18 protein-coding genes and 2 tRNA genes are annotated in these 22,552 nt (G+C 55.8%); 14 read left to right on the top strand and 6 right to left on the bottom strand.

Translation table 11 applies throughout. The features are described 5' to 3' along the window. Positions 1–204: 204 nt before the first annotated feature. The gene (locus tag V3C20_RS01890) at positions 205–987 is read left to right on the top strand and encodes a hypothetical protein (protein ID WP_130083066.1); all 783 of its coding nucleotides are present in this window, start codon (positions 205–207) and stop codon (positions 985–987) included. A gap of 51 nt (positions 988–1,038) precedes the next feature. Here the strand turns inward: V3C20_RS01890 and V3C20_RS01885 are convergent, their stop codons facing one another. Next, complete coding sequence (locus V3C20_RS01885; protein WP_238623767.1) at positions 1,039–1,866, bottom strand: histidinol-phosphatase; 828 nt, start codon at positions 1,864–1,866, stop codon at positions 1,039–1,041. 121 nt (positions 1,867–1,987) lie between these two features. On the opposite strand from V3C20_RS01885, the gene V3C20_RS01880 reads away from it, so the two are divergent. After that, positions 1,988–3,079 carry a phosphate acyltransferase gene (locus tag V3C20_RS01880; RefSeq protein ID WP_130083065.1) on the top strand — a complete coding sequence of 364 codons (1,092 nt, stop codon included), beginning with the start codon at positions 1,988–1,990 and terminating at the stop codon, positions 3,077–3,079. On the opposite strand, the gene tilS is transcribed toward V3C20_RS01880, so the two are convergent. Further along, entirely contained in the window at positions 3,033–4,040 is a 1,008-nt protein-coding gene (gene tilS, locus V3C20_RS01875) for a tRNA lysidine(34) synthetase TilS (protein ID WP_130083064.1), read from the bottom strand. The genes V3C20_RS01880 and tilS overlap by 47 nt on opposite strands. Before the next feature lie 105 nt (positions 4,041–4,145). Continuing rightward, positions 4,146–4,421 (bottom strand): type B 50S ribosomal protein L31, encoded by a 276-nt coding sequence (locus V3C20_RS01870; protein ID WP_130083063.1) that lies wholly within the window; start codon positions 4,419–4,421, stop codon positions 4,146–4,148. 160 nt (positions 4,422–4,581) lie between these two features. On the opposite strand from V3C20_RS01870, the gene V3C20_RS01865 reads away from it, so the two are divergent. From V3C20_RS01865 to V3C20_RS01840, 6 genes are all read left to right on the top strand, one after another. Next, entirely contained in the window at positions 4,582–5,448 is an 867-nt protein-coding gene (locus V3C20_RS01865; RefSeq protein ID WP_130083062.1) for a hypothetical protein, read from the top strand. A gap of 165 nt (positions 5,449–5,613) precedes the next feature. Beyond that, positions 5,614–5,689, top strand: a tRNA-Phe gene (locus tag V3C20_RS01860). Positions 5,690–5,726: 37 nt separating this feature from the next. Beyond that, a tRNA-Pro gene (locus V3C20_RS01855) sits at positions 5,727–5,803 on the top strand. Positions 5,804–7,027: 1,224 nt separating this feature from the next. Then, entirely contained in the window at positions 7,028–7,792 is a 765-nt protein-coding gene (locus V3C20_RS01850; protein WP_130083060.1) for a hypothetical protein, read from the top strand. 124 nt (positions 7,793–7,916) lie between these two features. Then, entirely contained in the window at positions 7,917–8,204 is a 288-nt protein-coding gene (locus V3C20_RS01845; RefSeq protein ID WP_130083059.1) for a hypothetical protein, read from the top strand. A 54-nt stretch (positions 8,205–8,258) separates the two neighbouring features. Beyond that, on the top strand, positions 8,259–9,242 hold the full coding sequence (locus V3C20_RS01840; protein ID WP_149874165.1) for an Amuc_1434 family mucin 2-degrading aspartic protease: 984 nt from the start codon (positions 8,259–8,261) through the stop codon (positions 9,240–9,242). A gap of 107 nt (positions 9,243–9,349) precedes the next feature. Here V3C20_RS01840 and V3C20_RS01835 read toward each other — a convergent pair whose 3' ends face one another. Then, positions 9,350–10,672 carry a UDP-glucose/GDP-mannose dehydrogenase family protein gene (locus V3C20_RS01835; RefSeq protein WP_330935412.1) on the bottom strand — a complete coding sequence of 441 codons (1,323 nt, stop codon included), beginning with the start codon at positions 10,670–10,672 and terminating at the stop codon, positions 9,350–9,352. 171 nt (positions 10,673–10,843) lie between these two features. Between V3C20_RS01835 and V3C20_RS01830 the strand changes: the two genes are divergently transcribed. From V3C20_RS01830 to V3C20_RS01810, 5 genes are all read left to right on the top strand, one after another. Next, the gene (locus V3C20_RS01830) at positions 10,844–11,833 is read left to right on the top strand and encodes a malate dehydrogenase (protein ID WP_130083056.1); all 990 of its coding nucleotides are present in this window, start codon (positions 10,844–10,846) and stop codon (positions 11,831–11,833) included. 147 nt (positions 11,834–11,980) lie between these two features. Next, entirely contained in the window at positions 11,981–14,131 is a 2,151-nt protein-coding gene (locus V3C20_RS01825; RefSeq protein WP_130083055.1) for a hypothetical protein, read from the top strand. 16 nt (positions 14,132–14,147) lie between these two features. Beyond that, the gene (locus V3C20_RS01820) at positions 14,148–16,049 is read left to right on the top strand and encodes an NPCBM/NEW2 domain-containing protein (RefSeq protein WP_161981204.1); all 1,902 of its coding nucleotides are present in this window, start codon (positions 14,148–14,150) and stop codon (positions 16,047–16,049) included. A gap of 87 nt (positions 16,050–16,136) precedes the next feature. Further along, positions 16,137–18,527 (top strand): LPS-assembly protein LptD, encoded by a 2,391-nt coding sequence (locus tag V3C20_RS01815; protein WP_130083053.1) that lies wholly within the window; start codon positions 16,137–16,139, stop codon positions 18,525–18,527. A gap of 288 nt (positions 18,528–18,815) precedes the next feature. After that, positions 18,816–19,457 (top strand): NAD(P)H-dependent oxidoreductase, encoded by a 642-nt coding sequence (locus V3C20_RS01810; RefSeq protein WP_130083052.1) that lies wholly within the window; start codon positions 18,816–18,818, stop codon positions 19,455–19,457. An 11-nt stretch (positions 19,458–19,468) separates the two neighbouring features. Here the strand turns inward: V3C20_RS01810 and V3C20_RS01805 are convergent, their stop codons facing one another. Together V3C20_RS01805 and V3C20_RS01800 are read right to left on the bottom strand one after the other, a co-directional pair. Further along, positions 19,469–20,239 carry an RluA family pseudouridine synthase gene (locus tag V3C20_RS01805; RefSeq protein ID WP_130083051.1) on the bottom strand — a complete coding sequence of 257 codons (771 nt, stop codon included), beginning with the start codon at positions 20,237–20,239 and terminating at the stop codon, positions 19,469–19,471. Positions 20,240–20,250: 11 nt separating this feature from the next. Continuing rightward, positions 20,251–20,943, bottom strand: a complete 693-nt coding sequence (locus tag V3C20_RS01800; protein WP_130083050.1) for a pseudouridine synthase — start codon at positions 20,941–20,943, stop codon at positions 20,251–20,253. 137 nt (positions 20,944–21,080) lie between these two features. Here V3C20_RS01800 and V3C20_RS01795 point away from each other — a divergent pair, with 137 nt between their 5' ends. Next, complete coding sequence (locus V3C20_RS01795; protein ID WP_161981203.1) at positions 21,081–22,463, top strand: tetratricopeptide repeat protein; 1,383 nt, start codon at positions 21,081–21,083, stop codon at positions 22,461–22,463. The last annotated feature ends 89 nt before the right edge of the window (positions 22,464–22,552 follow it).

Raw genomic sequence — 22,552 nt, 5'->3', positions numbered from 1 at the left:
ATGTGAATTCATAAACGTGTAAATGCTTCACAAAACTCTAACGAAAAGGGGGGGCGACGTGCCAGCAATAACATCTGGTCATCTTTTTTTGAATAAATTTCTTTTCTGGCGCCTCTTATCTAGGTAGAACCGTTGAATTGTATGAAACCTGGAGTCTGTCTACTAGTTCTGTGTGTCCTGCTGCCCGCCTCCCTGGCAGATAATATGGCCTTGCGGTCCGGCAGGGTTCTGAAAGATGCCAGCGTGGTATCTTCCGGGGATGACTTCGTCAGCGTCCAATATACGGATGGCGTGGCGAAAGTCCCCTACCAGGAGCTGACGGACGAACAGCAGAAGGCTTACGGGATGACGCCGGATGAGGTGGCCGCACGGCTGGAAAAGCGACGGAGCGAGGAAGCCATCCGCAGGCAAAAGGCGGAAGCGGTCAAAAAAGCGGCTGAGGAAGAGGCCAGGAAATTCCGTGAATCCCTCTCGGAAGCGGAACGCCATCCACGCTACCTGGAGGGGGAGGACGTTGTCCGCATGTTCCTTCTGATGGGGGATCTTTCCCGTGTAGAGGCCGAAGTCATCGCCCTCCAGTGGAATGCGCAGGAAGCGGACCGGGTAGGGCTGCCGCAGGATGCCAAAGTCTTCCGCGCCAGGGCTAGAACCTACCAGGACCAGATCAGTTCCATTCGTAAAAAAAGGGAAGATGCCGAGCTGTATTGGAAGGATCTGGAAAAGAAATACCTGGCCCTGAAAGACGGCACCCAGAAAAAAATCACGGACTTGAACAAGCAGGTCAACCAGTTGCAGGGTGAAATCCGTGAGGTAGCCAGTCAGCCAAAAACGGAGCGCGTCGTGGTCACACCCATCGTCAGGCCCTGGAACTATCCGCCGCCTGTCATTATCCGGCCCAATCCTCCTCCCCCACCGCCCAGGCCCCAGCCCGTTCCTCCTCCCGTGCGCCCGATACAGTCGCCTTACGGGACCACGATTGGAAGGTGACACGACAGGTTGCCGCCCAGGCGGGAAAGGGCGGCCTTGATTTATGCTGCATCAATTCAGAGGATGCAGCAGCATACTCCCTGAATCGAAAGAGGCGAGTTGCCTGAACCCGGCCCGGCGCGCCAGTTCCGCGGCGCGGTCAAAATCCCGGCCGATGTTTTCCGGAGCATGGGCGTCCGAACTGATGGTCAGGGGAATATCCATTTCTGCCGCCAGCCGCAGGAAAAGTTCGTCCGGATACTGTTCGGCGCACTTGTTGTGCCATCCGGCTGTATTGATCTCCAGACAGGCGCCGGACCGGCTTATGGCTTCCAGGGCTGGTTCATAATAGCGGCGCAGGTCTCCGCCGGGCCGGAAGCCGAACTTCTTGATCAGGTCCGCATGGCCCATGATTTGGAACAAGCCTGAGGCTGCCATGTCCCGGAAGCGTTTCCAGTATTGTTCCCAGGCATCCTCCACATCCGTCGTGTTCCAGAAATCCATCTTGTAGGGGTTGTCGAATTCCTCCTTTTCTCCAAGATAATGGACGGAACCGATCAGGTAATCCCAGGCATACAGGCTTTGCAGGTGATCCGTCCAGGGCTCAATGCCCGGGAACCATTCGCATTCCAGTCCGGCCTTCACCGCCAGCCCGTGCGGGGCGGCGAGTTCCGTAGCCTCCCTGATCCAGTCCAGATAGGCTCCCATGTCCGCCTGCTTCATGCGCCAGTCGTCAAACGGCTCCTCCTGCATAGGGGCGTGGTCAGAAATGCCGTATTCCCGCAGTCCGGCGCGAACGGCTGACTGCACATATTCCTGCGGCGTACCGGAGGCGTGCAGGCACAGGGGCGTATGTGTATGGTAATCGCAATACATGAAGAGGAAGGCACATGCTAGCATGGCGGCATGCCTGATTCAATCCGAAGAACGGTTTTTTCCGATTATTTGCGGTCTTTGACTTTATGAGTTGCTTTTATGGACAGGTTTTTTTAGAGTCCCATTGAATAGGACACGTGACATTATGAGTGATTGGCAAGGTTTTTCTCCGTTGAATGACTTCACTGGGCCGCTGCTGGACAACCTGAAGCGGCACCCCAAGCGCATCGTTTTCCCGGAAGGGGAGGATGTGCGTGTGTTGCGTGTTTCCGAACGTTTCGTGAACGAACAGGCTGGTGTTCCCATTTTGCTGGGCCGGAAGGAAATTATCCGGCGCATGGCGGAAATGAATGGAATTTCCCTGAAATTCGTACGCATCATTGAACCGGAAAAAAGCTCTGATCTTCAAATGTTCTGTGACCGTTATGAACGGGCGGAACAGATGTTCGGGAACGGCCTGCCCATGAATACCCGGGAAATTGTCTCCGAACCGGTGCACTTTGCCGCCATGATGGTGCTTTACGGCCAGGCGGACGCCATTGTGGCCGGGAACATGAAAAGAGTGGCTTCCGTATTCCGCGCCGTGAACAAATACCGGCAGGACCCCGTGCCCACGAAGCCCCTGTTTGCCATCTCCATCGTTATGGTTCCGGAATTTGCTGAAAAATTTGGAGGCCGGGGCATTTACTTCCTGGCGGATACGGGCGTGACCGCTGATCCCACGGTGGAGAACATGGCCTACTTTGCCGTGGAAACGGCCAAAATGGCCCGGCACATGCTGGGCAAAAGTGTCCGCGTGGCCATGTTGAGCGCTTCAACGGACGGTTCCGTTCCGGAACTGGCTGCGGACCGTACCCGTGCCGCCACGGCATTGGCCCGGAGCGTTGTGGAAAAGGAATGTCTGGACAATGAGATCACCGTGGAAGGTGAAATTCAGATTGATGCTGCCCTGTCTCCGGACTCCTACAGTGTGCGCGTGCACCGCACCTCCCTGCTCCAGCCCAGCGACGTGTGGGTGTTTCCCACACTGGATGCGGCGGATATCTCCAAAAAACTGATTTGCATGATGCCCTCCGTGTGCAACTACGGCCTGATTCTGGGGGGGCTGCTTTTTCCGATCGCCCAGCTTCCGCGTTTGACGGATGAAGACAGAATGTTCGGCACCGCGCTGGTGGTGGGCAATGAAGCCATCAAATTCCACCTGTTGTATCCGCAGGGCGTGGCTCCCCTTTATTGATCTGCGGCGGTGCGTCTTTGACAAACAGCCGCTTTTCCTTGCGCACGGCTATCTTTCCGCCGGGCAGGGATGTACGGGAAGGGCCTCCGGCATCCAGAATCTTCATGACCCGGAGCACGGCGGCTTCTGTCAGGTCCGGTATGGACTGTTGCCGGAGGTAATGATGCACGGCGCATTGCTTCAACTCCTGCGGAAGGCTGTTGACGCCGGGAAGGTACAGCCGCCCCTGGGGGTCGGTCAGGTCCATGGCTTCCAGAGCCTGGGCCAGGGCGGTGCGGATTTGGTTCTCAATCCGGCAGGCGCGTGAAAAGGAAAGGCTGGTGTCCCTGCGGAATATTTTGTCCAAATGGGGGATGATGTGGTGGCGCAGGGCGTTTCTCGTGTATTCGGTGGACTGGTTGCTGGCGTCTTCCCTCCACGGAATGTTTTTCTCCTCCAGATAGGCGGTGATTTCCTTTCTGGAAAAATTCAGCAGAGGGCGTACGACAGTCAGCCCGTTTTCCCAGATGGATACGGGGGACATGCCGTGAATGCCGGATGCCCCGCGGCACAAATGGAGCAGGGCCGTTTCCTGCTGGTCGTTGCGGTGATGCGCCAGAGCTACGAGCGCCCCGGGATATTCCGCGGCCCATTCCAGAAACAGGTTCTGCCGTGTTTTCCGGGCCGCTTCCTCCGTGGAAATGCCCTGGACGCGGGCCATGCCGGCCACGTCCGCCCGCCTCCAAACGCATGGAACGCCCGTGGATGCGGCATACTCCCGGACGAACTGCGCTTCTTCATCCGCCTCCAGGCGCAGGCCGTGATGCACATGGCAGGCAATGACGCGGCACCCTTCCATTCCGGAAAGCAGGGAAAGCAGGGCCATGGAATCCCGGCCGCCGCTGATGCCAGCCAGCACGGGACGGCCGGAACGGAGGAGTTCCGCAGACTGGCTGTCAAAATGGTCCGGGGTCAGCGACATGATAAGTCCAATGAAGCAGAAAAGCGGGGCAATGAGAAGCCTGCAAATGAAAAACCCCGTTTTCCGGGAAGAAAACGGGGCGGGAAAATGGAAATGAAGCGGCTCTTACTTGTTGAGCTTGGGCTTGCCGCCGCTGCGGCGGACGGAGCCGAAACGCTTTTGGAACTTGTCGATGCGGCCTTCGGTGTCCACAAACTGGTTCTTGCCGGTGAAGAACGGGTGGGAATCGGAGGTGATACCGCAGGAAATCACGAAATGCTCAACCCCGTCGATAACTTCCGTCTTCGGGGAACGGGTGGTGGAACGGGTCACGAAACGGCGGCCGGTGGAGATGTCGACAAAGACAACCGGATTGTACTGGGGATGGATATCTTTCTTCATGATCATGTATTGCGTTTCCAACGCAAGGGAGCACAAGTATAGGGACCTTAACCTCCATGTCAAGCGTGCCTTTGAAAAAAATGGAACTTTGGCGATGACGGTGCCGGAGCTTGATACGAGCCTTGTTATCGGGATGATGTTGCAAAAAATGGAACAATTCTTGAAGAGGCCTCCCTGGTGGGCGTGGTTTTCCCTGATGGGGCTGGAAATCCCTTGTGCCGCCATGGCCTGGGCTTTTGCCGTCAGCCAGTCCCATCTGGTGGTTGTTTCTTCTCCCTGGCTGTACCAGTTCCTATTCGTGGCCGTCTGGTGCGTCAACATGCTGGACAGGGTGCTTAAAGTCTTCCGCGGTGATCCCGCCGTTCATACGGATGAATGCCTGATGTTCGCCAGAAGGCACTGCTTCGTCATCTGCCTGCTGATCGCGGTGGCCGCCGTGACGGGATTGTGGATCATGTTTTTCCAGCTGGGTGTCGTGATCTTTGAATTTGCCCTGCTTCCAGGCGTATTCAGCATCCTTTTCCTGTTCTTTTCCACCAATCCTTACCGGAGGGGAGGGATATCCCCGGGATTCGGCCTGGGGGCTTTCTTTGCCTCCGTAGCCTTTGCTACCGGCGCCGGCATTCCCGCCTATTTTTACGGTAGCCTGGGCGGCGGCTGGGGCTCCCAGCTTTCTACGTCCACCTGGTATCTCGCGGCTCTGGTGGTGCTGGGCATGTTCAGCCGGGAAAGATGGAACGAGGAAGAGCGGGAAAAAGAGGGGGAGGATTCCGTTGCCCGCGACATGGTAGCTCTCGTCTGGATGGGCGTTATCGTGATCTACGTGGTTTTCTGTCTGGCCGCCGCAGCGCAGGAATACACAGCTGATGCCTGGATTTATTACGGCCTGGCCATGGCGGGCGCCTTCATGTTTGTACTGGACAGATTGAAAAAAAACATGCCTCCTCTGATGCTGCACACCTTGTCCTGGGTTGCGCTGATCTTTCCGATGGTGCTGAGCGGGCTGCTGGCACAGGCTTCCTCCTGACGGGTCGGCGGAGATGCAAAAGGGGACAGGGGGATTGGAAAATGTTTTTCCCGTCTCGTGCCGGACATGAAGCCTAGAAAATGAAAAAATGGTATTTTGTTGTTGCAATCCTGAAAGGGCAGTGATAGATTGCGCCCCGCAAGCACGTTCCTCGTGCAAGCAAGTGGCTCGGTAGCTCAGTCGGTAGAGCAGGGGATTGAAAATCCCCGTGTCGGCGGTTCGATCCCGTCCCGAGCCACCATTTTTATCCCAATTCTTTTTAATCCCACCTTTTTATTCGGGAAGTAGCTCAGCCTGGTGGAGCGCCTGCTTTGGGAGCAGGATGTCGCAGGTTCGAATCCTGTCTTCCCGACCATTTCAAAACCTGTAAATCAAATGATTTACGGGTTTTTGTTTTTAGAGTTATTTCTCATTGGTTGTCCGTAAAATAGATTATTCTTGCGGTTGATGGGTCAACCCAAAATTGGAGGGAAGCGTGATTTTGGAGAGACTGCTCATAACGGCCCCGCACGCGGAGGTAGTTCTCGAAATTACGATAATTTAAGGCTTGCTTGATTTTGATAGGGAAGCGTTCATGGATGATGCGCTCCACCGTGCTTGAAGAGAGGCTAAACTTACGAGCAATGGCTAGTCTGTATTGCTCACTGGAACGTTTTTTGGGCAGCAGGCGTTGTCTTTCGGGGTTCTTCTTTCTGTTGTTTTAGTCTTGATAGTACTCATTCACCGATTTTAAAGTAGAACCGAAAATCATGCGGGAGCGCCTTGAAGCGCTCCAACTGGTTCAAATGCTGGGCAATGTCACCAAAGTCTGCCAGGAGCGGGGCATCTCAAGAACACGCTTCTACGAGTATAAGCGTAGATTCCAAACCCTCGGATTTGAAGGGTTTCGAGGCCTGCCTCCCATCCATAAAAGCCACCGTCAAACAACTCCCCAAGTAAGTTGAACGACGAATCTTGGAACTTAGTGTCCAATATCTCACCAAAGGATGCGGATATATTGGGCATCTTCTTCAACTGGAAGCTAAAAGTTGTTCTAAACCAACCATTCAAAAGATACTCGAAAGGCATGGACTGGACTCTCGTTATGAACGATTGCTTGAGTCGCTAGAGATATGAACAACGGCAAGAAAAAACACGGATTAAGGCTTTGGAGCAGCAATAGGAAATGCTGCTGGATAGGGTTCGATCAAAATTCCTCTATGTTAGCAACAGGAATATTGCTTCTTTCACTTTTGACAAGATAGGATGGGAAGATGATATAAAACAGGAAGCAGCAAAATACTTTGGAAACCCCCGGCTTCCGTAAGCGTTGATGCAGATTGTAGTTTTGAGAAAAAAGTGGAAGATCTATTTTTAATAGCAGGGGGTAAGGATAATAAAGCTTTATACGGAGTTAATCTGAATTTATCAATTATGCGTACGTTGGATTTAATATTAATTTATTTTCTCACATTTTTTAATATTAAATATGTCTATGAATTTTTTATTATTGATCTAATAATTATTGTTGACAAATATAATCTTTATGTCGTAATAGGAACGATATAATTGTCCCAACGGCAATTGCACCAATTATCCCATGATTAAAATAAAAAAAATATTCGCAAAATTAATTGTGCTGTCATATGCTTCTGCTTTGTCTTTCGCTCTGGAGCCTATGGTAGTAGTCCCGGAGGAAAATGCATCAACACGTTCTGCTATTCAGAGTATCAGATTGCAGGGATTGAGTAGATTAAAAAATACGGAATTTCATTTTGGAAGCAAGAAGCTCATGGAGAAGGCTCCTGATCTCAAAAAAATCCTCAATGGATTAAAAGTGGAGAATGGAATTTTCTTTCTTACTGCTGATGAGGGAAATACTGTCCTCTATTGCGATCAAAAGGGTCGTATAAATAGTTCACTGGATATCCGATATTCCAAAAGCATTTTCGGTGTACGAACTGATATGGTCATTTTTGAGTGGGTTTCGTTTAATTATTGGACTATGCCTTCCCTTTATAAGGAAATAGTATTGAGTAACGATTGTTGGGTTATGACCAAAGGTGACGATGTTCTTTGTTTTACTTATAAAAATGCGGGATTGGCATTCAAGGGATTTACAGATCCTGCTACTTTTGTTACCCCTGAAACGGTAAAAACAAGATATGCTTCAGTTGGTGAAATGCTGCCTGTTCTGAAAACACTATGTCTTATCCTGCATGGAAAAGCGCCGGCGGTTTATGATCTTGATCTGGCTCAAAGGAAATTAGAGGAATTTAACTATTCTATTACGCAACGCGACCGCAGAGCCAGGGAAGTATCCAACATCCGTTGGCACGAGGAAAGGAAACGGCAAAAAGAATGAAGACAACTTGTTCCACTCTTTAGTATTCTTGTTTTGTGGTTTTCAGCTGGTATTTCTCCGTTGATGCCATCAGGATTCCGAATTTTTTGCTTGAGATTCGCAAGGAGGCTCGCACAGTAGCTATATGAAGCGGAGCCAACGGAAAACAGCCTTCTTTTCCTGGCTGGCGGGGTTAAGGTGGTCGTTTGCCGGGTATGTGGCGGGGACGCTTCTCGCGGCGGGGGCAGGGGCGCTGGATTTTCCCATGCTGGGGCGGGGAATGCTCCTGGTGGCGGTGGTTTGTTTTGTCGTGTCTCTTGTGTGTGCGGGGGCGTGTATCCGGAACAGTAAAGTTGCCCGCTGGTACCTGTTTCTCGTCGCCGTAATGATGATGGTTGCGTTGCTGTTCAGACAGGGGGGATCAATTAATTAGTCATTTGTATATCTTTTGATTGACCGCTTGCACGCGCGCATATATTTTCCCGTCATGTCCATTCGATTTTTGTCGAGTCTCTCTCTTGTGGCCGGCATGTCCCTTGCAGCCCAGGCTGAAACTCTCCCCTACCCGGATTCCGATTCTTCCGATGGCTATGATTCCGCCTATTACGCCGAGTCTTATTCCGGAAGCTACCACAGCGCTCCGGCTCCAGTGTCGGAATCTTCTTCCACCAGATCCATTTTTCCCACCCAGTCTTTTTTCGAGCTGCTGGGGCCGATGGATTCCCGAAACGGGCATGGCCATGTAAATATCCAGAACTGGTTGACGGACGTGAACCTGTGCCGCATGTCCAGCGGTTCCTGGGATTTTTCCGCAATAGCGGCCCTGCGGATGACCTGGTTCAACGGGCAGGGGGCGGATGAAATGGATGTGGACCGCTTGTACACGATCTGGCTGAACATGAATGCCTCCTGCGTTATTTCAGGGAAGACGCGCCTGGTGTTTGGCTTGACGCCGGAGATTTCCACGGATTTTGATACCTGGACGCATAACAATATCTTTTTCGGCGGCCATGCCATGATTGCCGGGCCTTTGAATGATCGGTTCAGCTACGGCATCGGCATCGGTTACTACCCCCAGCTTGGGGAAGCTCCCCTCCTCCCCGTGTTTCAGTTCAAGTGGAAGGCGGGCAACAACTGGAGCCTTCAGCTTGAAGGCGCGCGCCTTTCCTACACCAAGAAGGTGGGAGAAGGGCTGACGTGGGGGCCTTTCGTTTCCATCGTGTCCGGTACCTGGACAATCCATCATGACCGCCGCGTGCGGCAGTTCGAGTGGATTTCCGGCATTGCCGGAGTGGGGGCCAATATCGGTTTGGGCCGCTGGGGAAGCGTGCGTCCCAGGCTGATGACGGACGTAGGCTTTTCTTTCGGGAATTCCGGCACGCTCAAGACCAGCAACGGGAATCATGAACTGGAGAAACGCCATTATGATCCCGGGTTTTATCTGCGCGCGGGTCTTCAGTTTGAGTTTTAAAGAATTGGCAGGATAGCGCATTAATGATGGAAGACCCCGGAGCGGATCAACGCTCTGGGGTCTTTTTTAAATTGCTTGTCCAGGCGCCTGCGCCGGTTGCGGCGGAATCAGGCTTCTTCTATGAAAGGACGGCCCACGGAGTGGTATTCAAATCCCACGGCTGTTATATTGGCTGGGGACAGGATGTTCCTTCCGTCAAAGATGATGCGGTTGCGCATGACTTCCGCCAGTTTTTGCAGGTCCGCATTGGCGTAGTCGCTCCATTCCGTGGCGATGATCAGCACTTCCGCGTCTCGTGCGCATTCGTACATATCCTCCACCGGAGTGATGCCCAGTTCCTCCAGTCTGGAACGTGCCGTGCCGATGGCTTTGGGGTCCGTAGCGGTGACGATGGCCCCTTCTTTGCGGAGTTTTTCACACAGCTTGAGGGAGATGGATTCGCGTATATCGTCCGTGTTCTGTTTAAAGGCCAGGCCCCATACGGCTATTTTCTTGTCTTTGAGCACCCAGAGGCGGTCCCTGATTTGATCCAGGAAGAGCGTGTGCTGGGAGTCGTTGATGCGTTCCACTTCCTCCAGCAGGGTGAAGGGAATGCCCAGCGTACGGCTGATGTTGATGAAGGCTTTCACATCCTTCGGGAAACAGGATCCGCCGTAGCCCAGTCCCGCATTGAGGAAGTGGCGGGAGATGCGCTTGTCCATCCCGATGCCTTCCGCGACGAGCTCCACGTCCGCCCCGGTTTTTTCACATACCTTGGCCACGGCGTTGATGTAGGAAATTTTCAGGGCCAGGAAAGAGTTGGCCGCATGCTTGATGAGTTCCGCGGAATTGACGTCCGTTTCCAGAATGGGGGCATGGATGGGCTGGTAAACGCGTTTGATGACATTCATGGCTCGTTCGGAATTGGCCCCGATGACGATGCGGTCCGGATGGAGAAGGTCGTTCACGGCGCAGCCTTCCCGCAGGAATTCCGGATTGGAGACGATGTCGAATTGAACGTCCGTCCCCGCGTAGCGCTGAATGGTCTGCCTGACTTTTTCCCCTGTTTTGACGGGTACGGTTGATTTGTCCACGATGACCTTGTAGCCCATTTCCGGCTTCAGGACTTCGGCGATTTCCCGCGCCACTTTTTCAATGTAGGTCAGGTCCACGGAGCCGTCCGTATTGGGCGGCGTGGGTACGGCGATGAAGATGACGTCGCTTTGCGGGATGGATGAAGCGATGTCCGGGGAGAATTCCAGCCGCCCCACGGCCACGTTTTTCCTGATGAGGTCTTCCAGTTTGGGCTCGTAAATGGGAATGGACCCGGATTGCAGCGTCCTTATTTTTTCCCTGTTATTGTCTACGCAGATGACATGGTGGCCCATTTCCGCGAAGCAGGTCCCCGTAGTCAGTCCAACATATCCGCTTCCGATAATGGTTAAATTCATGATGAAAGTAAAAAATTAGTAAAAAAAGAATAAATGCGTGCAAGGGCATATTCAAGCATAATGAGGAATGCTTTTTTTTGCCAACATAAAAAGTTACTGATTGAGCACCCTCTCCGGTTGTGTTATACCTGCGGCCAGACAGAGCAAATCTGTCCATTTTTAGTTTAAGTTATGAAAACACCTATCACCGTTACCGTTACAGGAGCCGCCGGACAAATTGCCTATTCCCTGCTGTTCCGCATTGCCTCCGGCAGCATGCTGGGACCGGATCAGCCCATCAATCTGCGCCTGCTGGAAATTCCGCCGGCCATGAATGCCCTGGAAGGCGTTGTGATGGAATTGCGTGATGCCGCGTTCCCGCTTCTCAACGAGATCGTCCCCACCAGTGATCCGGATGAAGCGTTCGCCGGCGCCAACTGGTGCCTTCTGGTAGGTTCCGTACCCCGCAAGGCCGGTATGGAACGCAAGGACCTGCTGGATATCAACGGCAAGGTGTTCATCGGCCAGGGACAGGCCATCGCCCGCAGCGCCGCCAAGGATGTGCGCGTGCTGGTCGTCGGCAACCCGTGCAATACGAACGCCCTGATCGCCATGCATAACGCCAGCGGCGTTCCGTCCGACCGTTTCTTCGCCATGACCCGCCTGGATGAAAACCGCGCCAAAAGCCAGCTTGCTGAAAAGGCTGGGGTTCATGTGACGGAAGTGACCAACGTGGCCATTTGGGGCAACCACTCCTCCACCCAGTATCCGGATTTCACGAATGCCAAGATCGGCGGCAAGCCGGTGACGGAAGTCATCAAGGATACGGAATGGCTCAAGGGCGACTTCATCACCACCGTCCAGCAGCGCGGCGCCGCCATCATCAAGGCTCGCGGAGCTTCCTCCGCCGCTTCCGCCGCTTCCGCCGCCGTAGATACCGTGCGCAGCCTGGCTACCCAGACGCCCGAAGGCGACTGGTATTCCGTGGCCGTCTGTTCCGACGGTTCCTATGGCATTGAAAAGGGCATCATCTGCTCCTTCCCGATCCGCACCACCAAGGACGGCGGCTGGGAAATCGTGCAGGGCCTTCCGATCGATGCGTTCTCCCAGGAAAAGATTGACGTCACTGTCAATGAACTGAAGGAGGAACGCGACGCCGTTACTTCTCTGTTGCAGCACTAAACGTTGATTTGTGTTTTGTAAACCGGGTTCCCTGGCGGGAGCCCGGTTTTTTATTGCGTGCAGAACTCCATAAGCCTCATTTTCAGCGGGACAGGAATTGATTTTCATGTTATAGACAGGGTGATAGACCCGAATGCCGTTTCATTTATGGACCAGGACCGCATATTATACAGGGGAGAAGCGTTTACGCTGACCGGAAGCCGCTTGAACCAGGATGACTTCCATTGGGCGCAAGTGGAAAAGGATGGCCGGGTGAGGACGATGAAGAATGGCCGGTATTCCGAATGGCGCATTGTGCCGGAGACGGAATACGGCCCGCGCTACCGCAGCGGATTTGAGGTTCTGAACAAGGCCTACTGCCTCGCCTTGAACGAGGCAGGAGCCCTGCTCAATGAAGAAGGCACCTTCCGTACCGGAGCCAACTGGCCCTCGGTATGGACCAGGGACATCGCCTATGCCACGCATCTGGGGCTGGGAATGTGGAATGTCCGGGCCTGCATGAAAAGCCTGCAGGCCCGCGTGCGGAACGGGGAGGTGGAGCAGGATACCGGAACGGGCGGTTCCTGGCCCATTTCTTCAGACCGGGTGGTGTGGTGCATCGCCGCGTGGGAGGCGTATTGCCTGACGGGGGACGGGGACTGGCTGCTCCGGGCGTCCCGCGTGCTGGAAAAAACCTGTCTGAAGGATGAAAAGGTGCTGACGATGACAGGCGGCCTGATGAAAGGAGAGTCTTCCTTTTTGGATTGGAGGGAACAGAGTTATCCGGCCTGGATGACTTCGGCGGACATCGGGGATTCTTCCTGCCTTTCCACCATGGTTCTGCACGCCGCGGCCCGGAAAATGCTGGCCCGGATGTTCCGGGAGCTGGGGATGGAAGGAAAGGCACGGGAATGGGACGGAAAGGGAGCGGCTCTTTCCGTAGTGGTTGAAAAATTTTTCCGCATTCCGGGCAACGATTTGTACGGACAGTATCTGTATGGCCGGGGGTACCCCGTTCTGTCGGAAAAGGTGGACAGCCTGGGAAATATGCTTTGCGTGCTCCTGGGCCACGCGCATGGCGCCCATGCGGCGCGCATGGTGGCAGCACTGCCCCATTGCGTTTACGGCATTCCCTGTTTCCATCCCCAGATGCCGGAAGATGTGCCTCCATACCACAACCGGGCCACCTGGCCGTTCCTGGAGGGGTATTATGCGCAGGCCGCCGCGGCCACAGGGAATGAGTGCGGGCTGGCCCTGGCGCTGGCCTGCATGGTGCGCGCGGCACTTCTGTGCGGCACCAACAAGGAGAACCTTCTTCTGGAAACTGGGCTGGACGAGGGACTCCTGCTCAGTTCCGACAGCCAGCTCTGGAGCATTGCCGGCATGCTGGGAGGTTTTTACAAGGGATTGTTCGGACTTCGCGTTTCCCCAGACTCCCTGGAGTTCCGCCCGTGCATTCCGGATTCCTTTGCGGGCGTGCACGAGCTGTCCGGGCTGGAATACCGCGGCATGACGGTGGATGTCAGGGTGAGCGGGCAGGGCAGGCGGATTGTCTGCTGCCGGATCAACGGGCAGGAAGCTGACCCGGTGCTGCCCGCCGGGGGGAAGGGAAGAAAGGCTGTGGAACTGGAACTGGCCTCGGATGGTGAACATCCCGGGCAAGTGAATTTGTCGCATGTAAAACGGAGCCTGGCGTCCCCCGAATGGAAAGCCAGCCGCCACGGGATCTCCTGGACCGCCGTTCCCGGCGCGGATTATTACCGTGTATTTCGGAACGGAATTCCCGTGTCCCAGACGGAATATTGCTACTACATTGCCGCCCCGGCGGAAGGGGAGGCGCATTACCAGGTGATGGCCGTTGCTCTGGATGGGAGGGAATCCTTTCTGAATGAACCCAATGAGTATCCTTCCGCGGATTCGCGCCTGGAGACACGCCCCTGCGGCCTGGCCGGAGACGAGGTCTGGTCCTCCCGCGTCACCAAGTCTCCGGACGCGCTGTTTTACAACGTGAACATTGACCGTCCGGGCGTGTACCGGGTGGATGCGTTTTTTGCCAACGGCACCTATGACGTGTCCGACGGGAATACCTGCGCCATGCGCAGCCTGTATCTGAACGGGCGGCGGGCGGGCACGCTGGCCTTTCCCCATACGTCCCGGTCTGGCAACTGGGACTGCTTCATTTATTCCACTGCCGTGGAGGTCGTGCTGAAGCCGGGGCCATGCCGCGTGGAGCTGGCGTATGATTCATTTTCCGTGAATATGAACCGCCTGGTGAATGATGCAGTGATAAAACATCTCCGTTTCACGCGTATATCCTGACGACTTCATGGATTTTATGTCTAAACGTTTTTTTGTACTCCTGCTGGCCCTGGGAACGGGGATATGGAATGCCCGCGGCATGGACGGAGATGTCTCCCCTGCTGCTCCCGTTCAGTCTGACGCCCCCGCAGGGGCGGAGTTTACCCGCCTGCCCGTGAGTTGGAGGGCGAATCCCCGGGATGTCGCCAACGCAAAAGCGGCCTGGAAGACACTGAGCGTCTACCATCAGGGAAAACCCGCGTCCGGCAGAAAGCTGCATGTGGTTTACGTAACGTTCAAGGACAGGCCGGCCCTGGACAAGTACCGGGAACGGTATGATCATTTGCTGAAAAATATCCAGGCCTATTATGCGGACCAGATGCAGGCCAACGGTTTTCCTCCCCTGACGTTCAAGCTGGACCTGGACGCCCAGGGGCGCCTGATTGTGCATGACGCTTATGTGGACAAGCCCATGAGCGGGATGAATGTGCAGAATTCCGGCCCCGTTTCCCGTGAAGCCGCCAGGAAGGTGCTGGCTTCCAAGGGCATTGACATTGAAAAAGAGCATGTGCTGATCATCTGCCAGCTTCCGGATGGTGTGGGCCCCTATTACGGCGGCGGCTTCAGCCACCAGGGCACTGGCTGGACCTGTGACCAGGAAGGGCTGGACCCCGCCAATTTCCTGGACACTTCCATGATGACGGGCGGCCGCTTCAAAGTTACCAAAGGCAAGAATGCCTCCATTTACATAGGAGGAACGGCTCATGAACTGGGGCACTCCTTCGGCCTTCCCCATACGGGGACGGGATGGGATTATCCCGATGCCGGGGAATCACTGATGGGTTCCGGCAACTATACGTACGGCAACGAATTGCGCAAGGAGGGCAAGGGCTCGTTCCTGGCGCCGACAGATGCCTTGAAGCTGGCCAGCGTTCCCCTCTTCAACGGTGTGGAAACCTCCCTTCCCGCGGATGCCTCCTTCGGCCGCATGATCGGCAAGTACGTTCCGGGTTCCTTTGAACGGCTGGAGGCCATTCCCGTCAAGGACGGCTTGCGCTTGAAAGGAAAAGTCAGGCTTGACCGCCCGGCTTACGGGATTGTGGTCCATCTGGACCCGCCCGGCGGTTCCGACTATGACTCCAATGCCGTGGGCGGCGCCTTGAACGGCAGCGGAGAGTTTGACCTGACCATTTGCAGGCCCGGGTTCAAGGGCGGCTTTATCGAGATGCGCGTGGCCGTTCTGAACTGCGACAGCACGCGCTGCATGACCACGCTGCCCGTGTGGCTGGACGAGCAGGGGGCCAAAGTGCCTTCACTGGCACAGTCCGTTTACTTCGGCGATGTGCAAAACCTGTGGATGCGCGGCCGCACGGATGAAGCGGGGAAGGCCTTGGCGGAAGTGGAACGCAGGCATGGCTCCAGGCCGGAGGTGAAGGAATGGCTTTCTGTCTGGAAGCGCGCCCTGGAACGCAGGGACGTCTCCCAGGAATTCACGCCTGCCGGAATCCCGGCGGACCTTGCCCGCGTCAGCCTGAATGACTGCAAGCCCTCCGTAGCGCAGGTGGGGTGGGCCGTTCCTCTGTGGGATGTCCTCTTCCCGTCGGATCTGGGACCTGTTCCATTCTTCAAGACAATCGGCCGTCCGGAACATTTCATCCTGGCGCATGCCCCGGCGGTTTTCGCCTATGATCTGAATGGCGCCTGGAAGGAATTCCACGCGGATGTGGGACTGCCGTTCGGCTCCGATGGCAGCGTCAGGTTTGGCGTTTATCTGGACGGGAAAAAGCTTTTTGAATCCCCCGTGCTGAAAGACGGCTCTTCCGTGCCGGTCCGGGTAGCGGTGGAAGGCGGGAAAAAGCTGGAAATCCGCGTGGATGACGCCGGAGACGGGAATACGGCGGACTGGGGCATCATTGCCAACGGCGTTCTTACCCGGTAAAATTTGGCGGCCACTGGCGGAGAAATATGACATTAGGCTTGTCTTTTGTCCTTTCTCATAGTGTTCTGTGGACTAGCCATGATTGGGATGAACGCAAAGCTATGGGGCGCGGCGGCGCTGATCGCCTTGAGTGTGCCCTTGGCTGCGGAAACGGCGGCGGAAAACGCTCCGGGCGGACCGCCTGCCGGAGACGAAGGGAAGGATGACCGGACGGAACGCGTCGGAAATCTGTTTTCCGGTTCCATGATGCCGGAGATGCCTTCCTATCTGACAATCTCCAACGAGGGGCCCCTCAGCTATATCCACGACCGCAAGACGTTCATTTTTGAAGGCGCTCCGCAGGTTCACATCATTACGGACACCGGGCTGGAAGTGTTTGCCGACCGGGCAGAGGTGGATGCTGCCGCCGACAAGGTTTTTTTCAAGGGCAACCTGTCCATTTACCAGCATGACAGCCGGACGAATACCAGCAGCCTGACGCGTGCCGGCAGCGCGGAATACGACCGGAAAAGCGATTCCTTCACTTCCGACGCCCTGAAGACGAAGGTGGACGGAATGATTCTGCGCAGCGGCAACTTTGAGTACAGGACGGACGAAAAGGGGCAGTCCTATCTGGAAGCGTTTGATGCTTCCATTACCGCAGAAGATGTGAGCGACCCCCTCACCTGGATTTCCGCGGACAGGATACGCGTATACCCGGAAGACAGGTTTTCCTTCAAGAATCTGACCCTCCATTACGGCGGCGTTCCCTTCTTTTATTTTCCCTATCTCAGCCATTCCCTGAATCCGGAAGTGGGATACCTGCCCATGCCCGGAGTCAGGTCCATATGGGGGCCTTATCTGCTGAACGAGTACGGCTTTCTTCTGGGAAACAGGAGGGTGGAAAACCACATGCCTTCCGCCGATTACCTGGGCACCCTGCATCTGGATTACCGCACCCGGCGCGGTTTTGCGTACGGCCTGGACATCCGGGACGTGCCGCTGGAGGAGAAATGCCCGGACATGACGGGCCTGTCCGTGTACATGACCCATGACCGGGGGGCGAAGATTTCCGCGGGCGACGACGAGTACCGTGAACACCTGGACCCCGACAGGTGGCGCCTGGCGCTCCAGCAGATGTGGTCCCTCCGGGAAAACGCCCTGACGGAATGGCGTCTGAAAGCCAATGTCAACATGTTGAGCGACGAGTACATGCTGCGTGACTTCTACCCGGATATCTACCAGCGCAACTCCTCTCCGGACAACACGGTGCTTCTTTCCCGCACGGACGATACCAATGATTTTTCCCTTCTGCACCGTTTCGTGCCCAACAATTTCTACATGGCGGACCAGCGGACGGAATTGAGCTACGAACGCATCAAATCTCCCATCTTCCGCTCCCCCGTCATGTATGAAAGCCGCACCAGTTTTGCCTTCCTGAAGCAGTATGTGCCGCCTTTCATGCGGACGGATATCCGGGACCTGGTGGACCGCCTGGAGCCGGGAAGCCCTGCCTATGACTACTGGGCCCGCATGCTCATGACGGACGGATACAGCAGGTTCCATACGTTCCATGAATTTTCCGCTTCCCATAAAATCATGGGATTCCTGAACCTTACCCCCAAGGTGGGCGGCGGCTACACGGGTTATTACGATACGGGAGACAACAAGCCGCTCAACCAGGGCATTTTTTACGCGGGGACGGACGCGGACTTCAAATTCTCCCGCCGCTATTCTTCCGTGTACAGCGATTCCATGGGGCTCAACGGCATGAACCACATTGTCCAGCCGCACTTCACGCTGGCGTACGTGAAGACCAATACGCTGCATGAACTTTATCCCCAGATTGACGGAGATACGCCTACTACCAATCCTCCTTCGCTGAGCATGGGAAGATATACGGAGATCGATTCCCTGTCTTCCGGCCTGGTTTTTCGCTACGGGCTCCGCAACATGCTGATGACCAGCCGGGATGCTAATTCCCACCGCTGGTTTTCCTGGGATGTGTTCATGGACGCCTACTTATATGATCCCGTTGACCGGAGGGACTTCTCCAACCTGTTCTCCTTCATGCGCTGGAATCCCGTTCCGTGGATGGAGTACCGTTCGGAAATGCAGGCGCCCCTTTTGGGGAGGGACAGGGTGTCCGGCTGCCGTGAATACAACAACTCCCTGCGCTTCATGCCCTGGCGGTCCACGGAAATCTCTGTGGGGCACCGTTATTTGAACCAGCACGCCTTGTTGGAGGACAACAGCCAGCTGGACCTGCGCATTCTCCAGCGGTTTTCGGAAGCCTGGGCTTTCAGCGGCAAATGGCGCTTCTCCCTATTGGACGGCAAGCTGGATATTCAGGAATACAACATGTACCATAATATGGGGTCATGGTACCTGGGCGTGGGAGTGTTCGTACGCAAAAACGGCGGCAGGAACGAATTCGGCCTGGGAATCAGCTTCACAATTCAGGAGACAGGCGACCATATGCCGGTTAAATTCCTGTAGTCTTGCGCCCGGATACGGCAAATGGAAATGCCGGAGGAACGTGGAGATAGTCCGCGCATTCCGCCATTCCGGTCATATCACGACCCTCCTGTCCTGCCTGCGGCCATTTCTTCCGTATTCCGGCCGGAACCCCTGCCGCCATGATGCCTGCGTGCCGGAACCTTGGCTTGCATTCCGGCAAAGAAGAAGGATGATGAAGAACAAAGGGCGGAAGCGGATGGCATGAAAAGTGCGTTTCTGACGCCATGCATCCGCGGGAAGCTCTGAATCATTGGTCTTATAACGAATATGAATGCTCAGGAATTGATTAAAACGCTGGAATGGCGCTATGCCACCAAGATATTCAACCCGAACCGCCGCATTCCGGAGGCGGACTGGAACGCCCTGCTGGAATCCCTGCATTTGAGCCCTTCCTCCCTGGGATTGCAAATGTGGAAGTTCATTGACGTGCGGGAGCCGTCCGTACGAGCGGAGCTTCGCTCCGTTTCCTGGGACCAGCCGCAGGTGACGGACTCCTCCCATCTGGTGGTGTTCTGCGCGCGCAGGGACTTTTCCACGGAAGACGTGCAGCGTTATCTGGAACGCATTGTGGAAGTGCGCGGCGTGACGATGGAATCCCTGAACCTTTACCGGGACCGGATTGTTGAGCTGGCGGGTTCCAAATCCCCGGACGTGCTCAAGGCATGGCTGGAACGCCAGGTGTACATCGCGCTGGGATTCATGATGAGCTGTGCCGCAAACTTGCGGATAGATACGTGCGCGCTGGAAGGCATGGACCCGGCTGCATATGACCGTATCCTGAAACTGGAAGATTCCCCATATTATACGCTCTGCGCCCTGGCCTTGGGCTACCGGGATGAGGAAGCGGACAAGTACGCCCGTCTGGCCAAGGTCCGGTTTGACCGCGGCGACGTCATCCAGGTCATCTGAGGGCTGTTTTCCTAAAGTGCCAGCAGCCTTGCCATGTCTTCCGGCAGGGGCGATTCCGCGGTGAAGGTTTCTTCATCAAAGGGAAACTCCAGCCGGCAGGCGTGCAGGGCATGGCGGTGCAGGATCAGCTGCTTCTCCAGTTCCCGGTTCCAGCCGTGCTGGATGTATTCCAGGTAGCAATCCTCGGAGGGGCCGTAAATCTTGTCTCCCGCGATGGAATGGCCCAGATGCTCCAGATGCACGCGTATCTGGTGCATGCGGCCTGTTTCCGGAATGCACCGGACCAGGGCCAGAGGGCCGCTGGCCGATTCCAGGGTGCGCTCTACACGGAATGCCGTGATGCATTCCTTTCCGGCGGGATGTACTGTTTGTTTTACCCAGATGCGGCTTTCCCCTACTTCCCCCTGCCGCAGGATGGGGGCCGTGCAGACCGTTTCCTTCCATTCTGGCCATCCCCTGACGATGGCCAGGTATTCCTTGTGCATCAGCCGCCGTTGCATGGCGCGCCCCAGCTGGCGGGCGGCGCTTCTGTTTTTCGCAATCAGGGTCAGGCCGCTGGTTTCCCTGTCCAGCCGGTTGACCAGGGAAAGGGCGGCTCCGTTGACCAGTTCGTAACGCAGCAGCTCCTCCACGCCTTCCAGCAGGTTGGGTTCCCGCTTCCCGTTGGACGGATGGACGATCAGCGGGGCTCCCTTGCTCACCACAATCCAGTCTTCCGACTCCGCCGCCACATCAAAATGAGGGAAACAGGAAATAGGCTCGTCGGAGATGGGAATCCACATGGAAGGAGGGATTAGATCATGTCCGGGCGGATGGGCGTCCAGTCTCCGGGTTCCAGGTTCAGGTCTTCAAGCTTCAGCCTGCCGATGGAAACGCGGCGCAGGGAGGCCACGGGAGCGCCCACGGCGGCCAGCATGCGGCGCACCTGGTGGTACTTTCCTTCCGTCAGCGTCAGCAGTGCGCGGCGCGGTTCCAGGATTTCCAGGCGGGCGGGGGCGCAGGTGTGCCTTTCTCCCTCCAGCGTCAGCGTGCCGGCGGCGAACAGTTCCACGGCCTCCGCCGGGATGTCCTGTTCCGTGGCAGCCTCATACACTTTGGCAACGTGGTGCCTGGGGGAAGTCATGCGGTGGATGAACTTGCCGTCGTCCGTGATCAGGAGCAATCCGGACGTTTCCTTGTCCAGCCGTCCGACGGAGGAAACGGCGGGATTCCGGTGTCTCCACTGGAAGGGCAGGAGGTCGTAAATCACGTCCCCTTCCTCTTCGTCGTGGCTGCATGTGTAGCCGGCTGGCTTGTGGAGGGCCGCATACAGCCCTTCCGGGAATTCCACCGGTTCTCCGTCTATCAGGACGTCTTCCGCCTGAACTTTGTCCGCGGGGTTGGCGCATGCGCTCCCCCCGGACGTAACGGAGTGGCGTTTGATCCATCCCGGCGCTTCCCGCCTGGAACAGTACCCGTAGCGGGATAAAAGAGCGTCCAGTCTCATGCGGCGTATTTTTTCCTAACGGGAACAAAAAACAAGATTGAAATACGCCCCCCTGATTGATAGTATTAAACTATTACATGCGGGAACTCCCTGTTTGGAGTTTTTCCGATGCTTATCATTTACACTCATATAGTTCCATGATTGATACGATTACAGAAGACCAGCTGACCCCCCAGCAGGCCGAATTTTGGGTGCGCGCCCGCCAGGCGGTGGATATGAACAACTTTCCCTATGCTGTCAGCCTTCTCAAGGCGCTGGTAAAGCAGCTGCCGGGCTTTCTGGAAGGGCGGCAGGCCCTGCGCGCCTGTGAAATCAAGCTGAATCCGGAGCCCAAGAAAGGCGGCCTGTTCAGCGGCATGAAAATCAGCACCAGCAAGCTCACCTCATCCAAAAAGGATGCGGCCACCCAGCTCTCCTCCCTGGAGGACGAACTGGAAAACGATCCTTACAGCATTCCGGTGAATGAGGCGCTGTACGCAGCCGCCATGGAGGTGGACTTTCCGGACCTGGCCGCCTTTGCGCTGGAAACCATCCGCCAGGGGCATCCCACCAACAAGAAAATGCTCCATATGCTGGCTTCCCACTATGTCTCCAGAGATCTTCCGGCCAAGGCCGCGGAAGTGTTCCACGACATCGTGAAGCTGGACCCCACGGACAGCGTGGCGGTGAAAAGCGAGAAGGACTGCATGGCCCGCGCCACGATGCAGCAACAGAAGTGGGAAGAGGCCAAGAGTTTCAAGGACGTGATGAAGGATTCCTCCGAAACGAATGCTCTGGACAAGAGCGACAAGAAAGGCCTTACCCGTGCGGAACTGGAAGAACGCCTGGGCCTTCTTTCCGCCCGCTATGCCCAGAACCAGCAGGATCAGGCCGTGGTGCGGGACATCGCCAACGTTTACGAACAGATGGAGGACTGGGCCAACGCCTACTCCTTCTATAGCTACGCCTTCAGTCTCAGCAACAACGACATCTCCCTGGAAAACAAGGCCGGGGAAATGAACGAGCGCCTGCGCAAGGCCCAGGTGGAGGAAATCCGCAAGCGCGCCGCCGCGGACCCGGACAACAAGGAGCTTCAGGAGCAGCTGGCCCAGTTCAGCCGGGAAGCCGCCGAACAGCAGGTGGCCCTGTGCCGCCAGCGCGTGGAAAACAATCCCACGGATCCGCAGACGCGTTTTGAACTCGGGCAGGCCCTCTTTGACTGCGGCAACTATACGGAGGCCATCCCGGAACTCCAGCGCGCCCGCAACAACCCCCATATCCGCATCCGCGCTATGCTGCTGCTCGGCAAATGTTATGACGCCAAGAACATGCACGACATGGCCCTTCGCCAATTGGAAGAGGCCAACAAGGAATTGATTGAAATGAATGACACCAAGAAGGAAATCCTCTACATGATCGGCCTGCTTTATGAAAAGCTCGGCAAGAAGGAGGAATCCCTGGCGGCATTCCAGCAGATTTACGATGCCGAATACGGTTACCGGGATGTAGCCCGGCGCGTAGAATCCTCTTATGGCAGTTAACGGCTGCCTGCCGCAGTTCAGATGGAAACGGGATATCCCTTTGACGGGGTATCCCGTTTTTTATGGAGGCAGGGGGTGGATGCCGCTGG

Origin of the sequence: Akkermansia sp. RCC_12PD (genome assembly GCF_036417355.1) — a bacterium.
Taxonomy (GTDB): domain Bacteria; phylum Verrucomicrobiota; class Verrucomicrobiia; order Verrucomicrobiales; family Akkermansiaceae; genus Akkermansia.
Note: the sequence above shows the minus strand (reverse complement) of the source record. Positions and strands in the feature narration are given on the sequence as shown.